The sequence below is a fragment of the Caballeronia arationis genome, from assembly GCF_001544975.2.
In the GTDB taxonomy this organism is placed as follows: Bacteria; Pseudomonadota; Gammaproteobacteria; order Burkholderiales; family Burkholderiaceae; genus Caballeronia; species Caballeronia arationis.
In genome coordinates, this window is the sequence record NZ_FCOG02000116.1 from 1 (window position 1) to 18611 (window position 18611).

An 18611-nucleotide genomic window follows, 5' to 3' on the forward strand; every position below is an offset into this window, starting at 1 on the left:
CGCTGCTTTTCGGTTGTGCCCGTCGTCCGAGCGAAGCGCGGACGGACCGGAACGAAGTGCTTACCACTTTGTTGGACGGCGAGGGGTGTCAGTGCGTGCGCGCGCCAAACCGGGTCGGTCCTTTGAGGGCGACACTTAGGCGCTGGGCCAGTCAGTGATGCGAGTGCGTTGCCGGTTTGCGACTGGTGCCTGAAAAAGCTGCTTTCTTTGCTTACTTTCTTTGCAGCAGCAAAGAAAGTAAGTCCCGCCCCGGACAGGGGCAGAGCTAATAGACCGAGAAGAAAGCAAGTTCCATGAAAGCGCACGCGCATCAAACGGGTGTGCACACCTTGAGCGTCAAACGCCACTCATGCCGACAGCCAAACCGACCTCGCCGATCATCGCCGCAACGAAGCGCTCGCGCGGCGCGCCCAAGGGCATTCGCATCACCGACGTGGCCGCGTCGGCGGGCGTCTCGCCCATCACGGTGTCGCGCGTGTTCAACGCACCGCAGACCGTCGCCCCCGACACGCTCCTGCGCGTGCGGCAGGCCGTGCAGGAACTCGGCTACGTGCCGAATCGCCTGGCGGGCGGGTTGTCTTCGGCAAAGTCGCGGCTCATCGCGGCCATAGTCCCGACGGTTGCGCATTCGCTCTTCTCCGAAACCGTGCAGGTCTTCAGCGATACGATGTCGCGCGCGGGCTATCAGGTGCTGCTCGGCCTCTCGGGCTACAGCGACAAGAACGAGGACGAACTGCTCGACGCCGTGCTGAGCCGCCGCCCCGAAGGCGTGCTGCTGACGGGCGTCGCTCACACCGCGACACTGCGCGAGCGGCTCCTGAAGATAGGCATTCCGATCGTCGAGACATGGGACATGACCGGGCAACCGATCGACATGCTGGTCGGCTTCTCGCACGACCGCATCGGCGCGGCGGTGGCCGAGCGATTCGTCGCGCGGGGCAGGCGGCATCCGGCGCTCGTGTCGGCCAACGACGACCGCGCGCTCGCGCGGCGGCGCGGCTTCATCGAAACGCTTGCCGCACATGGCATCGGCAAGGTGCCGGAAGTGCTCATGCCGCCGCCGAGTTCGGTGGCGCTCGGCCGCGAAAGCCTGCAGCGCATCCTCACGCAAAGCGCAGACGTCGATTCCATCTTTTGCGGCTCGGATCTGCTCGCGCTTGGCGTCGTCTCGCAAGCGCAGAAGATGGGCGTCGCGGTGCCGGAGCGCATCGCGGTGTGCGGCTTCGGCGACCTGGAGTTCGCCGCTGATACGACGCCCGCGCTCACAACCGTGCGCGTGGATGGCAGGCGCATCGGCGAGACGGCGGCGCGCTGCCTGATCGAACGACTCGGCGGCGCGCCCGGAACGCCGATGATCGACGTGGGCTTCGAGCTGGTCGAACGCGCGACCCTCTGATCACGCCGTCGCCGTCTCGGCCACGGGCCGCATGCGTTCGAGCGCGCTGCCGTCTTCGCGGAACAGATGCACATGACGGATGCTGAAGCCGGCATTGAGCCGTTGTCCGTCGACCGCTGTCGACTCGCCCGAGCCCTTCACCTGGATCAGCAGTTCGTTCGGCAGACGCACATGCAGGAGCGTCTCGCCGCCGAGGTGCTCGATCACCATCACTTCGCCGGTCAATCCGCTGTCGATGTCGCCGCCGCCCGCCTCGACGAAATGCTCGGGGCGAATGCCCAGCGTGAGCGCTTCGCCCGCTGAGACCGCGTGCCCGGTGAACGGCAGCGTGAGCGGCGCACCGCCCGGCAGTTCGATCGTTACGCCGGTGGCATCGGTGCGCAGCACGCGCACGTCGATGAAGTTCATCTTCGGCGAGCCGATGAAGCCCGCGACGAAGCGGTTGCGCGGCGTGCGATACAACTCGAGCGGCGAGCCGATCTGCTCGACCTTGCCGTGATTCAGCACGACGATGCGATCGGCCATCGTCATCGCCTCGGTCTGATCGTGCGTCACGTAGATCATCGTGGCGTTGAGTTGCTTGTGCAGCTTGATGAGTTCGAGGCGCATCTGCACGCGCAAGGCGGCGTCGAGATTCGACAACGGTTCGTCGAAGAGAAAGACTTTCGGTTCTCGCACGATCGAGCGGCCGATCGCCACACGTTGTCGCTGCCCGCCCGACAGCGCGCGCGGACGCCGCTCCAGCAATTGCCCGATCTGCAGGATCTGCGCCGCGCGCTCGACGCGCTGCTTGATCTCCGCTTCGGGCAGCTTCAGCATGCGCAGCCCGAACGCGATGTTTTCGTACACCGACATGTGCGGATAGAGCGCATACGACTGGAACACCATCGCGACGCCGCGCTGCGATGGTTCGAGGTCCGTGACGTCTTCGCCGCCTATCAGGATTTGCCCTGAATCGCATTCTTCAAGCCCGGCGATGGTGCGTAGCAGCGTGGACTTCCCGCAGCCGGACGGTCCCACGAAAACCATGAATTCACGGTCGACGATCTCGATGTCGACATCCTTCAGCACCTCGGTGCCTGCAAAGGCCTTGCGGATTTGCTGCAAATGGACTGCGCTCATGCATGTCTCCTGCAAAGGGTCCCGCGCGTGATACGCGGACTCCGTTGACGGTCGCGCGGCGCATGCGATGGCACCGTGGTTCCCGCAGCGCAGCATCGAATGCCTTGCGATTTTGTTCTTGACAACGTGTTCGAGCCAAAATATACAATTGTAAAACCGGAATTACAAGTGAAACGGAACGAGCAGGACACGACGGACCACGGAAGCAACCGCACCGGCATCGACGCAGCGCGAACGCATTCACAGCTCAAGAATAATCAAGGAGACAGGCATGAAGAAGCGCTTTACGCCCCGCTTGGGCCTCATCAAACAGGCTACCGCCGTGATGTTCGTGACGGCAACCGCATCGCTACTCGCTGCATCGAACGCCCACGCGTGGACGCTCAAGGAAGCGGCCGAGCCGTATTCGGGCACGACCATCAAGGCCATCTTCCTCGACCGGCCGGGCTACAAGGCGGCGCAGAAGCTGATCCCGCAGTTCGAGAAGGAGACGGGGATCAAGGTGCGCTGGGAAGTGATTCCGTATGAGAACACGCGTGAGAAGGAAGTGCTCAACTTCGTCGGTGGCGGCGATCAGGACGTCGTTCTCGTCGACGTGGTGTGGATCGGCGAATTCGCCAGCAACAAGTGGCTCGTGCCGATCAAGACCTTCACCGACAACCCGAAGCTCGCCGATCCGAAGCTTAATCTCCCGGGCTTCTTCCCGATCCTGCTGGATTCGTTCGGCACCTGGAACAAGACCACTTACGGCCTGCCGTTCGACAATTACTCGGGCCTGATGTTCTACAACAAGTGCATGCTGAAGGACGCGGGTTTCAACGAGCCGCCGAAGACGTGGGACGACCTGCTCAACACGTACGCGCCGAAACTCACGAAGCCGGACAAGAACCAGTTCGCGTTCGCGCTGCAGTCGCGGCGCGGCGAGACGCAATCGGCCGACAGCTTCATGCGCGTGCTGTGGCCGAACGGCGGGTCGCTGCTCGACGCGAAGTTCAAGTCGAACCTGATGTCGGCGCAATCGCAGGCGGGGCTCGAATACCGGCAGAAGCTGATGAAGTTCATGCCGCCAGGCATCGTGGACTTCGATCACGCTGAAGCCGTGAACGCGCTCGCGCAAGGGCAGGTCGCGATGATCACCGAATGGTCAGCGTTCTATCCGACGCTAACCGATCCGAGCAAGTCGAAGATCGGCGACTGCCTCGCGATCACGACGGAACCGAAGGGATCGGCCGGGCTGAAGCCCGCGCTCGGCGGCTTCTCGCTTGCGGTCAACGCGAAGTCGAATGCGAAGAAGCAGGCGGCGTCGTGGCTCTTCATCCAGTGGATCACGTCCGAAGAGATGGCGAAGCCGTATCTCGAAGCGGGCGGCGTGAGCGCGCGCACGGCGGTCTATCAGGACAAGGCGGTGCAGGACAAGTATCCGTTCGTGAAGCCGATGGTCGAATCGTGGCAGGGCGGCGTGCCGGATTATCGTCCGCGCTTCCCGGAATGGCCGGCGGTGTCGGAAGTGATCGGCGAATGGGGCAGCAAGATGATGCTCGGGCAGGTGACGGTCAAGGAGGGCGCACAGACGATCGGCGCGAAGACCGAGGAAATCCTCAAGAAATCGGGCTACTACGACGGCAAGAAGCCCTTGCTGAAATAAGCTGAAGCAAGCGAAGCAACCAGGAGGCGATTCGATGGCGAACAGCACTGCTCGGCCCGCAACGGTGGCGAGGCCGACACGGCCCCGCGCGCGACGATTCGGGATACTGCCGCGTTCGCCCGCCTTCTGGTTCCTGATTCCGGCGATTTTCGCCCTCGCCGTGATCGGCATCTATCCGCTCCTGCTTGCGCTCTACAACTCGTTTCATCAATACAAGCTCGCGGATCTCGCGTCGGGCACGCCGTTCATCGGCGTGGACAACTATGTGTCGACGCTGACCGATCCGTCCTTCTGGGGCGCGCTGGGACGCACCGCGCTGTTCCTGTGCCTCACGCTGCCCATCGAAGTCGCATTGGGGCTCTTTGCCGCGCTGATGCTGCATCGCACGGCCTTGCCGTGGATGCGCGCAGCGGCGCGCGTGAGCCTCGTGATTCCGATGGCCACGACCTACGCGGTAGTCGGCCTGATCGGGCGGCTGATCTTCAATCGCCAGTTCGGCGTGGCAAACTATCTGACGGGTCTCGTCGGCATTCCGCCGCAGGACTGGCTCGCCGATCCGACGCTCGCCTTCGTCTCCGTGATGATCATGGACATCTGGCAGTGGACGCCCTTCTGTGCGCTCATCATGCTGGCCGGTCTCGCGATGGTGCCGAAGGAAGCGGAGGAAGCGGCGCGTCTCGAAACGCCGAAGTGGAGCAAGATCCTCTGGCATCTGCAAAGACCATATCTGCTGCCGGGTCTCACCGCGATCCTGATCCTGCGTTCCGCCGACATGCTCAAGATGTTCGACGCCGTCTTCACGATGACGCGCGGCGGACCCGGCACCGCAACGGAATTCATCAGCATCTATATCCAGCGCGTCGGCTTTCGTCTCTTCGATCAGGGCATGGCGTCCGCGCAGGCGGTGCTGCTCTTGATCCTGACGATCGTGTTGTCGCGTCTTTATATCCGCTTCGTGTACCGGGAGGCCGCGTGAGTACAGCACCGTTGCAAGCTTCGAACGACGGCGCGAGCAAGCGCGCAAAACGCGCGCGTGCCGCGCGGCGCCGCACGACCGGATGGCATTTCGTGGGTCTTCTCGTCGTGTTCCTATCGTCGGTGTTTCCGTTTTACTGGATGGTCACGACGAGCCTGAAGAGCCAGGCCGACGCGCTTGCCTATCCGCCAGTGTGGCTCTTCAAGCCGACGCTCTCGCATTACTCGGCGGCGCTCTTCACGCACGAGGTGGGCGGCAGTCTGGTGAATTCGCTGATCATCGCGAGCAGCACGACGTTGCTCGCGATCCTGCTCGGCACGCCCGCTGCGTATGCGCTTGCGCGCTACGAGTTTCGCGGCAAGGAAGACCTGTGGTTCTGGTTCATCTCCAACCGCATGGTGAGCCCGGTCGTGCTGGCCGTGCCGTTCTTCCTGATCGCAACGAAGCTCGATCTCGTCGATACGCATATCGTCCTGATCCTGCTTTACCTGACGTTCTCGCTCCCGATCGTCGTGTGGATCTGTACCGACCAGTTCCGCAACATCCCGGTCGAACTCGACGAGGCCGCGCGGCTCGACGGCGCATCGCCGTGGCGCGTGTTCTGGCGCATCAATCTCCCGCTCGCGATGCCGGGCATCGTGGTATCGGCGATCTTCGCGTTCATCTTTTCCTGGAACGACCTGCTGTATGCACTCGTGCTCACGCGCACGGAAGCGATCACGTCACCGGTCGCGGCAACGAGCTACATGAGCGGCTACGAATTGCCCTGGGGCGAAATCATGGCGACCGGCACACTGATCGTGCTGCCGATGGTGGTGTTCGCACTGGCCGTTTCCGGGCGCCTCGTGCAGGGGCTGACCATGGGCGCGGTGAAGTAACGCATTGAAGCAGCGCATTGAGGTACATTCGGCGGCTTTTCATCGACACTACAACATATATGAGCAAGACAGCACCGCCCGTCGTCATCGCCGAAACCGACGAATCCAGCGCCGCGGAGAAGGAATTGCAGGCGCGCGTCGCGTGGCACTACTACGTCGGCAACCTGACGCAGCAGGAGATCGCGCAACGCATCGGCAGCAACCGCGTGCGCGTGAATCGCCTGCTCGCGGCAAGCCGCGACTCGGGCCTCGTGCAGATCACAATCAACAGCCGGATCGCGCCGTGCGTCGCGCTCGAAGAGGCCATCGTCAAGCGCTTCGGCCTGGAAGCCGCGGTCGTGGTGCCGAGCGGGGCGAACCCGCAGGCGAACATGGCAGCGCTCGGCATCGGCGCGGCCACCTGGTTTTCGAAGCAGATAGTTGCAGGGCAAACCATCGGGCTCGGATGGGGACGCACGATCCGCGCAGTGCTGAGCGCAATGCCGCAGCGCAACTATCCGCAGGTGTCGGCGGTGTCGCTGCAGGGCGGCCTTGCGCATTGCCCGAGCATCAACACGTTCGATATCGTCTCCGACTTCGTGAACATCTGCCGCGCGAATGGCTTCATCTTTGCCGCGCCTATCTACGTCAGCAGCCAGAAGGCGCGCGACATGATCCTGCAGGAAGACACCGTGCGCGAGACGTACGAGCTTGCCCGCAGCGCTGATCTCGCGTTGCTCACCTGCGGAGACCTGACCGAGTCGCTTGTCGTGATGTACGGGATCGATACGCCCGATCAGGTGCGCGCGTTGCAGAAAGCGGGTGCGGTAGGCGACCTGCTCGGTCACTTCATGGATGCCGACGGCGAGCTGATCGATCATCCGCTGAACCGGCGCACCATCGCGATCACGCTCGATGACCTGCGCAAGATCAAGCGCGTCGTGCTGGTGAGCGGCGGCGCGAAGAAGTTTCATGTGACGCGCGCAGCGTTGCGCGGACGTTATCCGTCGGTGCTCGTCACCGACGAAGACACAGCGCGCCGCTTGTGCGAAGAGCCATAGACCACCATGACGACGACCATCGACAGGAACCAGGAATTCGCCGGCAAGACGGTGCTCGTGACGGGCGCGGGCAAGGGCATCGGCCATGCCACGGCCCTCTTGATGGCCGAGCGCGGCGCGCGCGTGATCGCCCTGAGCCGCTCGGTGTCGGACCTCGCGGCACTGAAGGATGCGATCGGCTGCGAGACGCTCTGCGTCGATCTCGCCGATGCGAACGCCGCGCGTGAAGCGGCGCGCGCGGCGCAACCGATCGATCTGCTCGTGAACTGCGCAGGCATCGCGGAACTCTCGCCATTCGTGGACATTTCCGTCGATGCCTTCGACGTCACGATGGCCGTGAACGTGCGCGCCGCATTGATCGTCTCGCAGGTGTGTGCGCGCAGCATGATCGAGCGCGGCGTCGCGGGATCGATCGTCAATGTGTCGAGCCTCTCTGCCACGGTCGGCCTGCCGCTGCACGCGGCGTACTGCGCATCGAAGGGCGCGCTCGACGCGATGACGCGTGTCATGGCCGTCGAACTCGGGCCGCATGGCATTCGCGTGAACACCGTGAATCCCGTTGTCACGATGACGCCGATGGCCGAGAAGGCGTGGAGCGATCCCGCCAAGTCCGGGCCGATGCTCGCACGCGTTCCATTGCGGCGTTTCGTGCAGCCGCTCGAAGTGGCACGCACGATCGCGTATCTGCTCGGCGACGATTCGAGCATGGTCAACGGCGTGAGCCTCGCCGTCGACGGCGGATTCCAGGCGGGATGAACGCACGAACGTACTCAGCAACGACCTCACGTCACTCACCACAACGAGAGCACCATGAGCGCAACGAAAGCTACATCGACGCAGATGACGGCCATTGTCTGCCGTGCCCCGAAGGACTACCGCGTCGAACGCGTCGAGCGTCCGCGGCCCGGGCGCAATGAACTCGTGATCCGTATCGCCGCGTGCGGCATCTGCGCAAGCGACTGCAAGTGCTGGTCGGGCGCAAAGATGTTCTGGGGCGGACCGAATCCGTGGGTGAAGGCGCCCGTCATTCCGGGGCACGAGTTCTTCGGCTATGTCGAGGAACTGGGCGAGGGCGCGGCCGAACACTTCGGTGTTGACATCGGCGAGCGCGTGATCGCCGAGCAGATCGTGCCCTGCGGCAAATGCCGCTATTGCAAGTCGGGCAGTTACTGGATGTGCGAGGTGCATAACATCTTCGGCTTTCAGCGCGAAGTGGCCGATGGCGGCATGGCCGAATACATGCGCTTTCCGCCGACCGCGCTCGTCCACAAGATTCCCGACGGCATCTCGATCGAAGACGCCGCGATCATCGAGCCGCTCGCCTGCGCGATCCACACGGTCAATCGCGGCGACATCCAGCTCGACGACGTCGTCGTGATCGCGGGAGCGGGGCCGCTCGGCCTGATGATGACTCAGGTCGCGCATCTGAAGACGCCTAAGAAGCTCGTCGTGATCGATCTCGTGGACGATCGGCTCGAACTCGCGCGCGAGTATGGCGCGGACGTCACGATCAATCCGAAAAACGAGGACGCGCTCGCAATCATCAAGTCGCTGACCGATCAATATGGCTGCGACGTGTATATCGAAACCACGGGCGTGCCGGTCGGCGTGTCGCAGGGGCTCGATCTCATCAGGAAGCTCGGGCGTTTCGTGGAGTTTTCCGTATTCGGCGCGGATGCGACGGTCGACTGGTCGATCATCGGCGACCGCAAGGAACTCGACGTGCGCGGCGCGCATCTCGGGCCGTATTGCTATCCGATCGCGATCGATCTGCTGGCACGCGGGCTCGTCACGTCGAAAGGGATCGTGACGCACGGATTCACGCTGGAAGAATGGGACGAAGCGATCAAGATCGCCGATTCGCTCGATTCGATCAAGGTTCTGCTCAAGCCCCGGCACGGTTAAGTCGCCTCTCTCGCGAGCAGAAACATGAAGACCGAATGCTCATCGGGCATTCGGTCGTTTTAAGCGCAAACCTTCGCAATTCCCCCGCTTTTACGCCTACTCCGCAAGCACGTACCCCATCCATTCAGGTTTTTCCAGCAACGGACGTTAACCAGTCCATGTTGGGGCTTTGTGTGAGGTTCGCCGGGCCGTCAGTAAAAACCCAGTCGGAGAACGTGCGTGAGATTGAAGAGCGGATCACGCCTGAGTGGCCGGAGGAGCGACTCGAGCGCCGGGAGCGCTACGTCCGCGGACGGCGCGTCGCCCCGCAACCAGCTGTTCCTGTCGTTTTTTCTCGCGCGCTACGCAAGGCGCCGCGCGCTGCCGTTCGCGTCGTTTGCCATCGTCGTCGGCGCAGCATTCGGTGCGGCGGCGCTTGTGTTCCTGATTTCCCTGTTCGCGTACGAAGCGTCCGCCATCATGCGCACCGCGGCCGCCGTCCTGGCGGGCGCGGGCGTGTTCGCGGCCGCGCATCGCAAGCTCGCCGCCGACCACGCCGAGCGCCGCGCCGCGCTGACATTGAGCAGCGGACTGCTCGACGCGAATCGCGAATGCCTGAAACTGCTGGACGCCGACGGCCGCATGCTGCGCATCACCGAATTCGGCGCGGACCTGATGAACGCGGAGTCGCCGGAACAACTGGCCGGCGCCGACTGGCTCGGCTTCTGGAGCGGCGCCGACCGCACCGCGGCCGACGCCGCGTGGTCCGGCGCGATCGCGGGCGAGCGCACCTCCTTCACCGGACAATGCGCGACCGCGACGGGCTGCCCCAAGTGGTGGGACTCGCGCCTGATCCCGCTCGCAGAGGATGACGGCCGCGTCACGGCGATGCTGTGCGCGTCGACGGACGTCTCCGAGCAGAACGAATTGCTGGCGAAACTGCGCAGCAAGGACCAGCTGATGTCCGAGATGGAAGCGCATGTGCGGCTCGTGTTCTATTCGTACAGCGCGGATTTCCAGTACTTCCACTACGTGAGCGCCGGCATCGAGCCGGTGTTCGGCATCGCGCCGTGCGTGCTGATGCAAAAGCCGTCCGCGTGGCTCGATCTCGTGCTCCAAGAGGACGTGGAGGCGCTGCTCGCGGAGATGCGCCGCGTCGTCGAGGAATCGAGCGAAGGCCGCATCCTGTACCGCATCCGCCGCACCGACGGCTGCGTGCGCTGGATTCGCAGCACCGCGTATCCGGTGCGCGACGAGACGGGCGCGGTCGCTCGGATCGTCGGCATCAGCGAAGACGTGACCGCCGAGCAGGAGCGCATCACGGCGCTCGACCGGCTCGCCTACTCGGATTCGCTGACGGGGCTCGCGAACCGCGGCGCGCTCGTGCGCCAGATCGAGGCGCGCTGTGCGAAGAGCGTGCCGTTCGGGCTGATGTTCATCGACCTCGACCGCTTCAAGGTGCTCAACGATACGCTCGGCCACACCGCAGCCGACCGCCTGCTGAAGGACATCGGCCGCGTGATCCAGGCGGCGCTGCCGCCCGACGCCTATGTCGCGCGCCTCGGCGGCGACGAATTCGCGGTGCTGGCCGGCAGCACCGCCGACAAGTCCCGGCTCGCGTCGCTGGCGCAGACCCTGCTCGACGTGTTGTCGAGCAGCGGCCGCAACGATCACGCGGGCGCGTTCGTGACGGCGTCGATCGGCATCTCGCTGTATCCGGAGCATGGGGTCGATCACGAGGCGCTCCTGACGAGCGCGGACATCGCGATGTACGCGGCGAAGAAGGCGGGGCGCAACGGCTTTCGCTTCGCGGACAAGGATGCGACCGGCACGATCGAGGACTTCGAGCTGGAGCGCGACCTGCCGATGGCGCTCGCCTCGGGCGAGTTCCTGCTGCATTACCAGGGCATCCACGAGCCCGGCGCGCTGTCGATGACGAGCGTCGAAGCGCTGATTCGCTGGATGCATCCGGCGCGCGGACTGATAGCGCCGGCCGTCTTCATCCCGATTCTCGAAGAGAGCGGTTTCATCGTCGACGTGGGTGCGTGGGTGGTCGATCGCGCGCTCGGCCAGCTTGCCGAGTGGCGCACGAGCGGGGCGAGCGAGCTTTGCATGTCGGTGAACGTGTCGGCGCGGCAACTGCGGGGCGATGCCATCGTGAATGTCGTCGATCGTGCGCTGCGCAAGCACGGCCTGCCGCCGCGCAGCCTTGAAATCGAGCTCACCGAGAGCGCGCTGCTTGAGAACCCTGAACTCGCGCAGCAGACGCTTACGGCGCTCAAACGCCTCGGCGTGCGCATCGCCATCGACGATTTCGGCACCGGCTATTCGAGCCTGCGCTATCTCGCCGATATTGCGCCGGACACCGTGAAAATCGACCGGTCTTTCACCGCGAAGCTCGCACTCGATGCGGCGACGCGAACCATCGTGCGCGGCATCATCGACATGTCGCACGACCTGGGGATCATGGTCACGGCCGAGGGTGTCGAGGAGGAACAGCAACTCGATATCCTGCGCGAGGCGAAGTGCGACTTCGTGCAGGGCTACCATCTGAGCCGGCCGGTCGCGCCGCTGGTACTCGATTTCGGGGGCGTTCAGCAAGCGAGCGCGGCGTGAGCCGAGTGAGCGCGTGACCCGCTACAACTGATCGATCACCGCATCGACCAGTTCGCGCGCATCGCGAAACGATCCGGTCGCGGCGGCGAGCGCGGACAGCCGGTTGTCGATCAGAAGAGACGCCAGCCCGTGGATCTGCCCCCAGGCCGCCGTCATCTCGATCGCCTGCGCGGCGTTCAACGCGCCGAATGCCCGCGTGCCGGTCTCTGGTTCTTTCGACGCGATGTCGAAGACGCCCGCGAGCCCGCGCGCCGAGGTCCGGCGCGCCTCGACGAGCGAAGGACGATCCGGGTCGAGCAACTCGTTGCGCGACATCAGCCGGAAGAGATCCGGGTTCCTGACCGCGAACTCGATGTAGCCGCGTGCGATCGCCTTTCCTCGCCCGACGCCGGACGCGGCATCGGCATGAGCGGCCATTGTGGCCGCGAGCCGCCGGTGTCCGCTCGCGGCGAGTTCGCTCAGTACGCCCGCGGTATCGCCGAAATGGTGCTGCGGTGCGGTGTGCGAGACGCCGGCTTCGCGGGCGGTCGCACGCAAGGTGAGGCCCTTGAGGCCGTCGCGCTGAAGGACCGTTTCGGCGGCGCGCAGCAGCGCGTCGGGCAGCGAGCCGTGGTGATAAGGATGCCTGGCCGCATCGCCAGGCTCCGATGGCGCTGACTTCGTTTTCTGCATAGGAATCGCGGACGTGGTTCCGATCTATTTTTACAATGGAAAGATATCTTTACGCAGCGAGTCGCTGAAGTCAAAATCTTTCCAACGTAAAGATTCGCAGACAGCCAGAAGTTCAGAACGTTTTAACCAATCTCACAGCGGCGGCGAGCGTCCGCGATCACGGAGAAAAGTCATGTCACTTGATGCAATCTTGAGCGGTACACCTGTTTGGGTCTCGGCGCTGCTGGCCTTCCTCGTTTCGCGCGGCATGAAGGCGCTCAAGGGCGGCACGGCGCCGCTTTCGAAACTGGCGATCGTGCCCGCCGTCTTTGCCGGCTGGGGCATCCTGCATCTGTTCCGCGAATCCGGCGCGAACTGGCATGCCGGCCTCATCTGGATCGCGGGCGCGGTGCTCGGCGTGTGCGGCGGCGTGGCGCTGGCACGGGCGAGCGGCATGAGCGTCGATCGCGAGCGGGAAACCGTGACGCTTCCCGGATCGGCTGTGCCGCTGGTCGTGATGCTTGTGACGTTCGCGTCGAAGTTCTGGATCGGCTTCGAACTGGCGACGACCCCCGTCGACTCCGCTTCGATGTTTGTACTGCTCGATGCCGCCGTGTCCGGCGTCGCTGCGGGGATTTTCGCGGGGCGGTTCCTGATCTACTGGCTGGGTTTCAGGTCGACGGCGTCGTTCGGGGCTTTGGGCGATCGCGTCTGAAGCAGGCGGCAAGCGGTAAATCGCAACTAACGGTCAAGCCACACCAACGCTTCGAGCTGCGACCGGCCTGTGATAAACGCTCAAACCGCGTCCGCAGGACGAGGGCCGCTCCGTCGAAAAGACGCGGGTCGCGCCCGAAAGGCGGGCGCTTCCCGGCTCATCCGTTGGATTACCCTGCCAGTTTCATCGCCAGTTCGGCGACGTGCTTGCCCTGGTACCGAGCGATGTCGAGTTCGTTCTGCGACGGCTGCCGCTTGCCGTCGCTGCCCGCGAGCGTCGTGGCGCCATAGGGCGTCCCGCCGGTGATCTCGCTCATGTTGGTCAGCCCCGCACACGCATAGGGCACGCCGACGACCACCATCCCCTGATGGAACAGCGTCGAGTGAAACGACGTGATGGTGGTTTCCTGACCGCCATGCTGCGTCCCGGTCGAAGCGAACACGCTGCCGATCTTGCCCACCAGCGCGCCTTTCATCCACAGGCCGCCCGTCTGGTCGAGGAAAGTGCGCATCTGGCCGGCCATGTTGCCAAAGCGCGTCGGCGTGCCGAACAGGATGGCGTCATAGTTCGCGAGTTCGTCCGGCGCCGCGACCGGCGCCTGCTGGTCGAGCTTGGCGCCAAATTTCGCGGCCTGGTCGGCTGGAATCGTTTCGGGCACCCGCTTGATCGTCACTTCGGCGCCCGCGACCGATCGCGCGCCTTCGGCCACCGCTTCCGCCATCGTTTCGATGTGGCCATACATCGAGTAATAGAGAACGAGCACTTTAGCCATGATGTTCCTCAATTGTGTGAGCGCAGAACGCGAACGCGCAGCGCCACAGTACGGGACACCGATAGTGTCCCGTACTGTGGCCTGGCGGTTCGTTTGGAGTGTTTTTACTGCTCGAGGTTCGCGTGAAAGAGGCGGCCCCAGTTGTAGTCGATGGCTTCAGGCCTCAGACGGTACACGCCCGCACCCGGCGTGAAGGTGAGTTCGCCGAAGAGGATGCGGTCGTCGGGTGCGTAGAGATCGACGCGCACGTACTCGAAGCTCCGCGCGAGCTTGCCGGCGATTTCGAGCATCTTGTCGAGGTTCTTCGGCGGCGGCGCGGCGACCTCGCTGCGCGGATAGTGCCCGATCGAGATGTCGAGATGGTTCCACTCGGCGTCATAGAAATCGCCGCGCGGATGCGGCGTGAAGCGATCCGAAATGACGAGCGTATAAAAAGTGGTGTTGCCAGCGGCGTCGGTGAAGCAATGCACTTTCATGTCGGGCGGAACCTCGCCGCTCGAATCGAGCAGGAGTTCCTCGAAGAACACCCTCGGCGTGATATTGCGGTAATGCCGCTCGCGTGCAATCCGGTAGAAGTCGGTATGTAGCCATTTCGTGGCGAGTTCGCTCAATTCGTCGAACGAAGTTTCCGCCTTGCGTCTCACGATCTTCACGAATCCGCTGCCGTGATTCGCTTTCATCACGAACGAATCGGGTAACGAATCGAATGTGGCCTTCGTGAATTGATCGATGGTCGAAATGAGCGGAATCAGATGTGCAATACCGATTGCGCGCTCGACATAATCGCGCACCGCGAGCTTGTCGGTGAGTTCCACATAGCGCGGATCGGGATGGAGACACCGGTGAAGGATCTTTTCGTTGAAGGTCGCGGGCGTTTTCAGATTGGGAAAGCGGCCTATCTTCTGGCGATGCGAGATGCTTAGAAAAAGACTGTCCGGCAGCCATTCCTTGGCGTTGACCTTCAGTCTGTTGAGCAACGACATCGTTGTTCTCCTTTTCCCATGCAATGTTGCTTGGGCCGGCAAAAAAGAGTGCCGGCGCTTCGTTCTGTCGAAGTTCTATCATGCAACGGCCGCGCGTCTTGTCCGAAGAAACGAAGTCGATGCTCCGACTTCCGTGCGCGGCGCGTTTTCGCTCCTGTTCCCGCCGGAAAGCCCGCATCCTCGCATATGAGAGGCGATCGGACCAGCCGGAAAGAGACCTATATCTCCTCCTCAATTAATCGGAGTATTAATCGAACGAACATCGAATCACTAGTTGTCTGTTGAAAGCCAATTGTTTGTTAATCGGGATTTCGCCGGAAACCTAACGATATATAACCGGGCATTCATTCAAAGAGGTCTGCCGCACAGTGCGCTCGTTTATTCGATCCATTCACGCGAATGAGAGCGCATATTGCGCTGCATCGGGAATCGCCTGAAGATTTCGTTTGCCAGACGAATTGCGCCGCATTGGTATTGCGTGGTCAGCGAAGCGCGGAGCTTGCTGCAGCGCGAGAGAAAAGCACGGACGCACGTCGCAGGCGATCCATTCCAGTTCGCCGGAAACGAGTCGTCTGGAGATAAGGCCGTAGACATCGAAATCGAATGCGCGCATTTCACCGGCATTCGCGACCAGTGGTCCGATTCCTTCGATGCTTCTGCACAAGCCGAGATAACACCAGTGGTCGATGACATGCCACGCGACGCGGCCCGAATTCGCGTCGCGCTCGGCGATGGCGATCGGACCCGCATGCGGCCATTCGACCACGCGCGACGCAGCGAGCGCCTCGTGGACTCGCGCGGTGTGACCGGCGAGCGTTTCGGCGCCGACGCATGCGCCCTGGCAACGCCTGACCTGATAGCCGAAGCAGCCGCGCGCGCTTCCCGGCGGAATCTTTTCGAGGCCGAGTGTGGCGTGACAGAGGTTGTGTTCGTCAGCGAGGCGGCGCAGGTGTGCCTGCGCCTTCGCACGCGACTGATAAATGCCGAAGAGATCCGCCTCGCGCGAGAAGTCGCGCTTCTTCGCGTGGATCAGCACCGGCGCGTGCGCGCCCGGCAGCCATTGCCATGCGCAGGTCGCGTCGGCGCGGCGCAGCAGTCGGTTGTGCACCGGCTGCAAGTCCTTGACGAGTTTCGCTTCGAGCAGCAGCGCGCCGAGTTCCCCGACCGTCTCGCGACACTCGATGCGCCTGATCGCCTGCGAGATCGCGAGATCCTTCGCGAGCCGGTGGTCGCCGGAGAAATGCGCCATCACGCGGTCTTTCAGGTTGATGCTCTTGCCGACGTAGAGCGGCAGGTCGTCGTCGCCATGGAAGACGTAGACGCCGGTGGTCGTCGGCAATTCGTCGAGCGCGCTCTCGGGCAGCGCGGCGGGCAATGCGGCGCGGCGGATCAGGGTTTTGATTGCGGCATCGACGAGATCCTGCGAGTAAAGCTCGTGGATTTTCTGCCAGAACTGCCAGAGCAGGTCGGCGTCCGCGAGCGCGCGGTGCCGGCCTTCGGGCGCGAGGCCGAAGCGCGCGATCAGCGAATCGAGTCCGTGGCGTTGCACCGAGGGAAAGAGCGCCCGCGACAGCCGCACGGTGCACAGCACGTCGGCGCGGAACGCGAGGCCCGCGCGCCGGAATTCGTTTTTCAGGAAACCGTAGTCGAAGCGCGCGTTGTGCGCGACAAACAGCTTGCCGGCAAGGCGCTCGATCAGCGCCTCGGCCAGCGACGCGAACGTGGGCTGGCCTTGCAGCATCGCGTCGCTGATGCCCGTGAGCTTTTCGATGAAGGGCGGCACCGGCGTCCCGGGGTCGACGAGCACGCTCCAGCGCTCGATCCCCGCGCGGCTCACTTCCACCACGCCGATTTCGGTAACGCGGTCGGTGGTCGCATTGCCGCCGGTCGTCTCCAGGTCGACGAACACGATCGGGCGCGCGAGCGAGTCGAGCAGGGCGTCGGCGAGGGCGTCGGAGGGAAGGGCGGGGAACATGCGCCGATTGTAGCGCTACGTGTTTCTGACCTCAGCGCTTCTCCATTTCCACGGCCTTCGCGTAGCCGGTCAGTTCGAGATAGCCGCGTCCCTTGCCCTGCGCGTTCTGGCCGATTCCATTCAGCGTGACCGCGCCCTCCCAGTACAGCGCGCCGGTGGAGTCGCGCGAGTCGAGTTCCTGATCGTCGATGAGCGGTGTCAGGCGCCATTGCCACGGGCCCGCGCGCACGGTCATCGCGACCGGATACGTGGTGTCCGTGCGCGGCGAGCGCCACTGGCGCTGCGGCGTGAAGTCGACGTCGCCCGGGCCGTACTGCGTCGTGCGGCCGTCGCGCTCGCGCAGCGCGGCGTGCGCCCAGACCGCGCGGCCATCGCGGCCGCGGACCTTGAAGGCCATCAGCGCGGCGCCGTCCGCCAGATTCGCGCCGAGCCAGTCCCAGCCGGACGCGTCGTCGGAGAGCAGCGTGCTCGACCATTCGTGATCGAGCCAGGCGCTGCCTGTCACATCGACAGTCGCCCCTTTGGCCGTGTCCGATGCAGCCGGCCGCGTCACGCTTCCGCTCACCTGCAAATGCGGCTCGCTGTAGTAATAGCTCGCCTGCTCCGGCCGCGGGCCTTTTTGCGAATAGCCGCGTTCGCCCTGGATCAGCGGCGCCTGCGTCGGCGCGAGCGTCAGGTGCAGCGCGAAGCCGGCCGCATCGACATTCACCGCGTAGCGGCCGTCCGTGCCGCGCAGCATCGTCCACGCTTCGAGCTTCACGTCGGTGTTGCCGGGTCTGGCCCACGCAAGGCCGAGGCCCTCGCGCGCGATCTTCTGGTCGTGCACGAGCCGTCCGTACGCAGGATCGCTCAACGCGACATGGGCGATGACGAGTTGCGCCGGCGCGAACGCGCTCGGGTTCTCGGCGCCCTTGCCCGTCTTCGAGCGGAAGAACGTGATCTGAAAGCCGAGCGGCTGGCGATCCGGCGTGTCAAGCCAGCCAGTCGCGTACCACCATTCGGTGCGAAAGGCGGGATGCGCGCCGGTGTCGCGCGGATAGTCGATCGCGTGTTCCGGCACGACTGGCGCAAAGTCGGCACCGACGGCGGCGAACGGCAGAATCATCGATAAGGCCAGAAGCCAATGCCGCATCACCAGTCCTCCCTGACGGCGCGCACGGCATCGACGGAGACGGCGCGGCGCCCCGCGAAGAGCGCCGTCATGCAGGACGACACCAGCATCACGCCGCCGATCACGCCGATCAGCGCCCACGGAACATGCAGCGACATGCTCCAGTGAAACGACTGCGGATTCACGACGAACACGAGGATCAGGCTGATCGCGAAGCCGAGCACACAGCCCATCACGATGCCGAGCGCGGTCAGCAGGCCGCCTTCCGCCGCGAGGATCGCGAGGATCTGGCGGCGCGTCACGCCCACATGCCGCAGCATGCCGAATTCGCGCGAACGCGCGAGCGTCTGCACGGAGAAGGTCGCGGCGACGCCGAACAGCCCGATCACGATGGCGACCGCTTCGAGCAGATAAGTGACAGCGAAGCTGCGGTCGAAGATGGTCAGCGTGCGCGCGCGGATCTCGCCGGGCTGGGAGAATTCGAGCGCGTCGGCGAAGGGCAGCGCGCGCATCGCGTCGATGGCGGCTGTCGCCGGCGTGCCCGCCGCGAGCGTGATCGCGACATCGGTGGCGGTCGTATCGCGCGTGAGGCGCCGGTAGTCGTCGATGCGCATTTGCAGCGCGCCCGTCTGCCGCACGTAATCGCGCCAGATGCCCGCGACGACCAGACTTCGAATCTCGCCGCCGATCGGCAGGCGCACTCGCTCGCCGACGCGATAGCCGTACAGGTCGACCATCGCCTCCGATGCCCAGACCGGCGTTTCGCCGCTCTCCCACGCGCTCGGCGAAAGCGCAGCGCCCGTGAGTTGCATGGCCGCGCCGGGATCGGCGGGATCGATCTCGCGGG

At 64.2% G+C, this 18611-nt stretch carries 16 protein-coding genes; 9 read left to right on the forward strand and 7 right to left on the reverse strand.

All coding sequences use genetic code 11. From position 1 onward, the window contains the following. Positions 1-349: 349 nt before the first annotated feature. Positions 350-1396 carry a LacI family DNA-binding transcriptional regulator gene (locus AWB81_RS33605; protein WP_062641671.1) on the forward strand — a complete coding sequence of 349 codons (1047 nt, stop codon included), beginning with the start codon at positions 350-352 and terminating at the stop codon, positions 1394-1396. Here the strand turns inward: AWB81_RS33605 and AWB81_RS33610 are convergent, their stop codons facing one another. Continuing rightward, entirely contained in the window at positions 1397-2518 is a 1122-nt protein-coding gene (locus tag AWB81_RS33610; protein WP_062641673.1) for an ABC transporter ATP-binding protein, read from the reverse strand. Positions 2519-2789: 271 nt separating this feature from the next. Between AWB81_RS33610 and AWB81_RS33615 the strand changes: the two genes are divergently transcribed. The 7 genes from AWB81_RS33615 to AWB81_RS33645 all read left to right on the forward strand — a co-directional run bounded on the left by AWB81_RS33615 (position 2790) and on the right by AWB81_RS33645 (position 11557). After that, a complete protein-coding gene (locus tag AWB81_RS33615; protein WP_062641675.1) occupies positions 2790-4163 on the forward strand; it encodes an ABC transporter substrate-binding protein in 1374 nt (457 codons plus the stop codon). Between the two features lie 34 nt (positions 4164-4197). Next, positions 4198-5139 carry a carbohydrate ABC transporter permease gene (locus AWB81_RS33620; RefSeq protein ID WP_062641677.1) on the forward strand — a complete coding sequence of 314 codons (942 nt, stop codon included), beginning with the start codon at positions 4198-4200 and terminating at the stop codon, positions 5137-5139. Beyond that, complete coding sequence (locus AWB81_RS33625) at positions 5136-6017, forward strand: carbohydrate ABC transporter permease (RefSeq protein WP_235026041.1); 882 nt, start codon at positions 5136-5138, stop codon at positions 6015-6017. The genes AWB81_RS33620 and AWB81_RS33625 overlap by 4 nt, the downstream gene beginning before the upstream one ends. A 59-nt stretch (positions 6018-6076) precedes the next feature. Continuing rightward, on the forward strand, positions 6077-7057 hold the full coding sequence (locus AWB81_RS33630; protein WP_062641681.1) for a sugar-binding transcriptional regulator: 981 nt from the start codon (positions 6077-6079) through the stop codon (positions 7055-7057). A gap of 6 nt (positions 7058-7063) precedes the next feature. After that, entirely contained in the window at positions 7064-7813 is a 750-nt protein-coding gene (locus AWB81_RS33635; protein ID WP_062641683.1) for an SDR family oxidoreductase, read from the forward strand. Positions 7814-7867: 54 nt separating this feature from the next. Beyond that, a complete protein-coding gene (locus tag AWB81_RS33640; protein WP_062641685.1) occupies positions 7868-8962 on the forward strand; it encodes an alcohol dehydrogenase catalytic domain-containing protein in 1095 nt (364 codons plus the stop codon). A gap of 219 nt (positions 8963-9181) precedes the next feature. Beyond that, the gene (locus AWB81_RS33645) at positions 9182-11557 is read left to right on the forward strand and encodes a putative bifunctional diguanylate cyclase/phosphodiesterase (RefSeq protein WP_235026042.1); all 2376 of its coding nucleotides are present in this window, start codon (positions 9182-9184) and stop codon (positions 11555-11557) included. Positions 11558-11578: 21 nt separating this feature from the next. Here AWB81_RS33645 and AWB81_RS33650 read toward each other — a convergent pair whose 3' ends face one another. Next, the gene (locus AWB81_RS33650; protein ID WP_062641689.1) at positions 11579-12229 is read right to left on the reverse strand and encodes a TetR/AcrR family transcriptional regulator; all 651 of its coding nucleotides are present in this window, start codon (positions 12227-12229) and stop codon (positions 11579-11581) included. A 172-nt stretch (positions 12230-12401) separates the two neighbouring features. On the opposite strand from AWB81_RS33650, the gene AWB81_RS33655 reads away from it, so the two are divergent. Continuing rightward, positions 12402-12923 (forward strand): DUF6622 family protein, encoded by a 522-nt coding sequence (locus AWB81_RS33655; RefSeq protein ID WP_062641690.1) that lies wholly within the window; start codon positions 12402-12404, stop codon positions 12921-12923. Positions 12924-13092: 169 nt separating this feature from the next. On the opposite strand, the gene wrbA is transcribed toward AWB81_RS33655, so the two are convergent. The 5 genes from wrbA to AWB81_RS33680 form a co-directional block, all read right to left on the reverse strand. Then, the gene (gene wrbA / locus AWB81_RS33660; protein WP_062641692.1) at positions 13093-13695 is read right to left on the reverse strand and encodes an NAD(P)H:quinone oxidoreductase; all 603 of its coding nucleotides are present in this window, start codon (positions 13693-13695) and stop codon (positions 13093-13095) included. A 104-nt stretch (positions 13696-13799) separates the two neighbouring features. Then, positions 13800-14678, reverse strand: a complete 879-nt coding sequence (locus AWB81_RS33665; protein WP_087135374.1) for an ATP-grasp fold amidoligase family protein — start codon at positions 14676-14678, stop codon at positions 13800-13802. Between the two features lie 391 nt (positions 14679-15069). Continuing rightward, positions 15070-16653 carry a 3'-5' exonuclease family protein gene (locus tag AWB81_RS33670; protein ID WP_062641697.1) on the reverse strand — a complete coding sequence of 528 codons (1584 nt, stop codon included), beginning with the start codon at positions 16651-16653 and terminating at the stop codon, positions 15070-15072. A 31-nt stretch (positions 16654-16684) separates the two neighbouring features. Further along, on the reverse strand, positions 16685-17758 hold the full coding sequence (locus AWB81_RS33675; RefSeq protein WP_235026043.1) for a lipocalin-like domain-containing protein: 1074 nt from the start codon (positions 17756-17758) through the stop codon (positions 16685-16687). A 26-nt stretch (positions 17759-17784) separates the two neighbouring features. Then, on the reverse strand, positions 17785-18611 hold an 827-nt coding region (locus AWB81_RS33680; protein WP_144444244.1), incomplete at its 5' end, for an ABC transporter permease.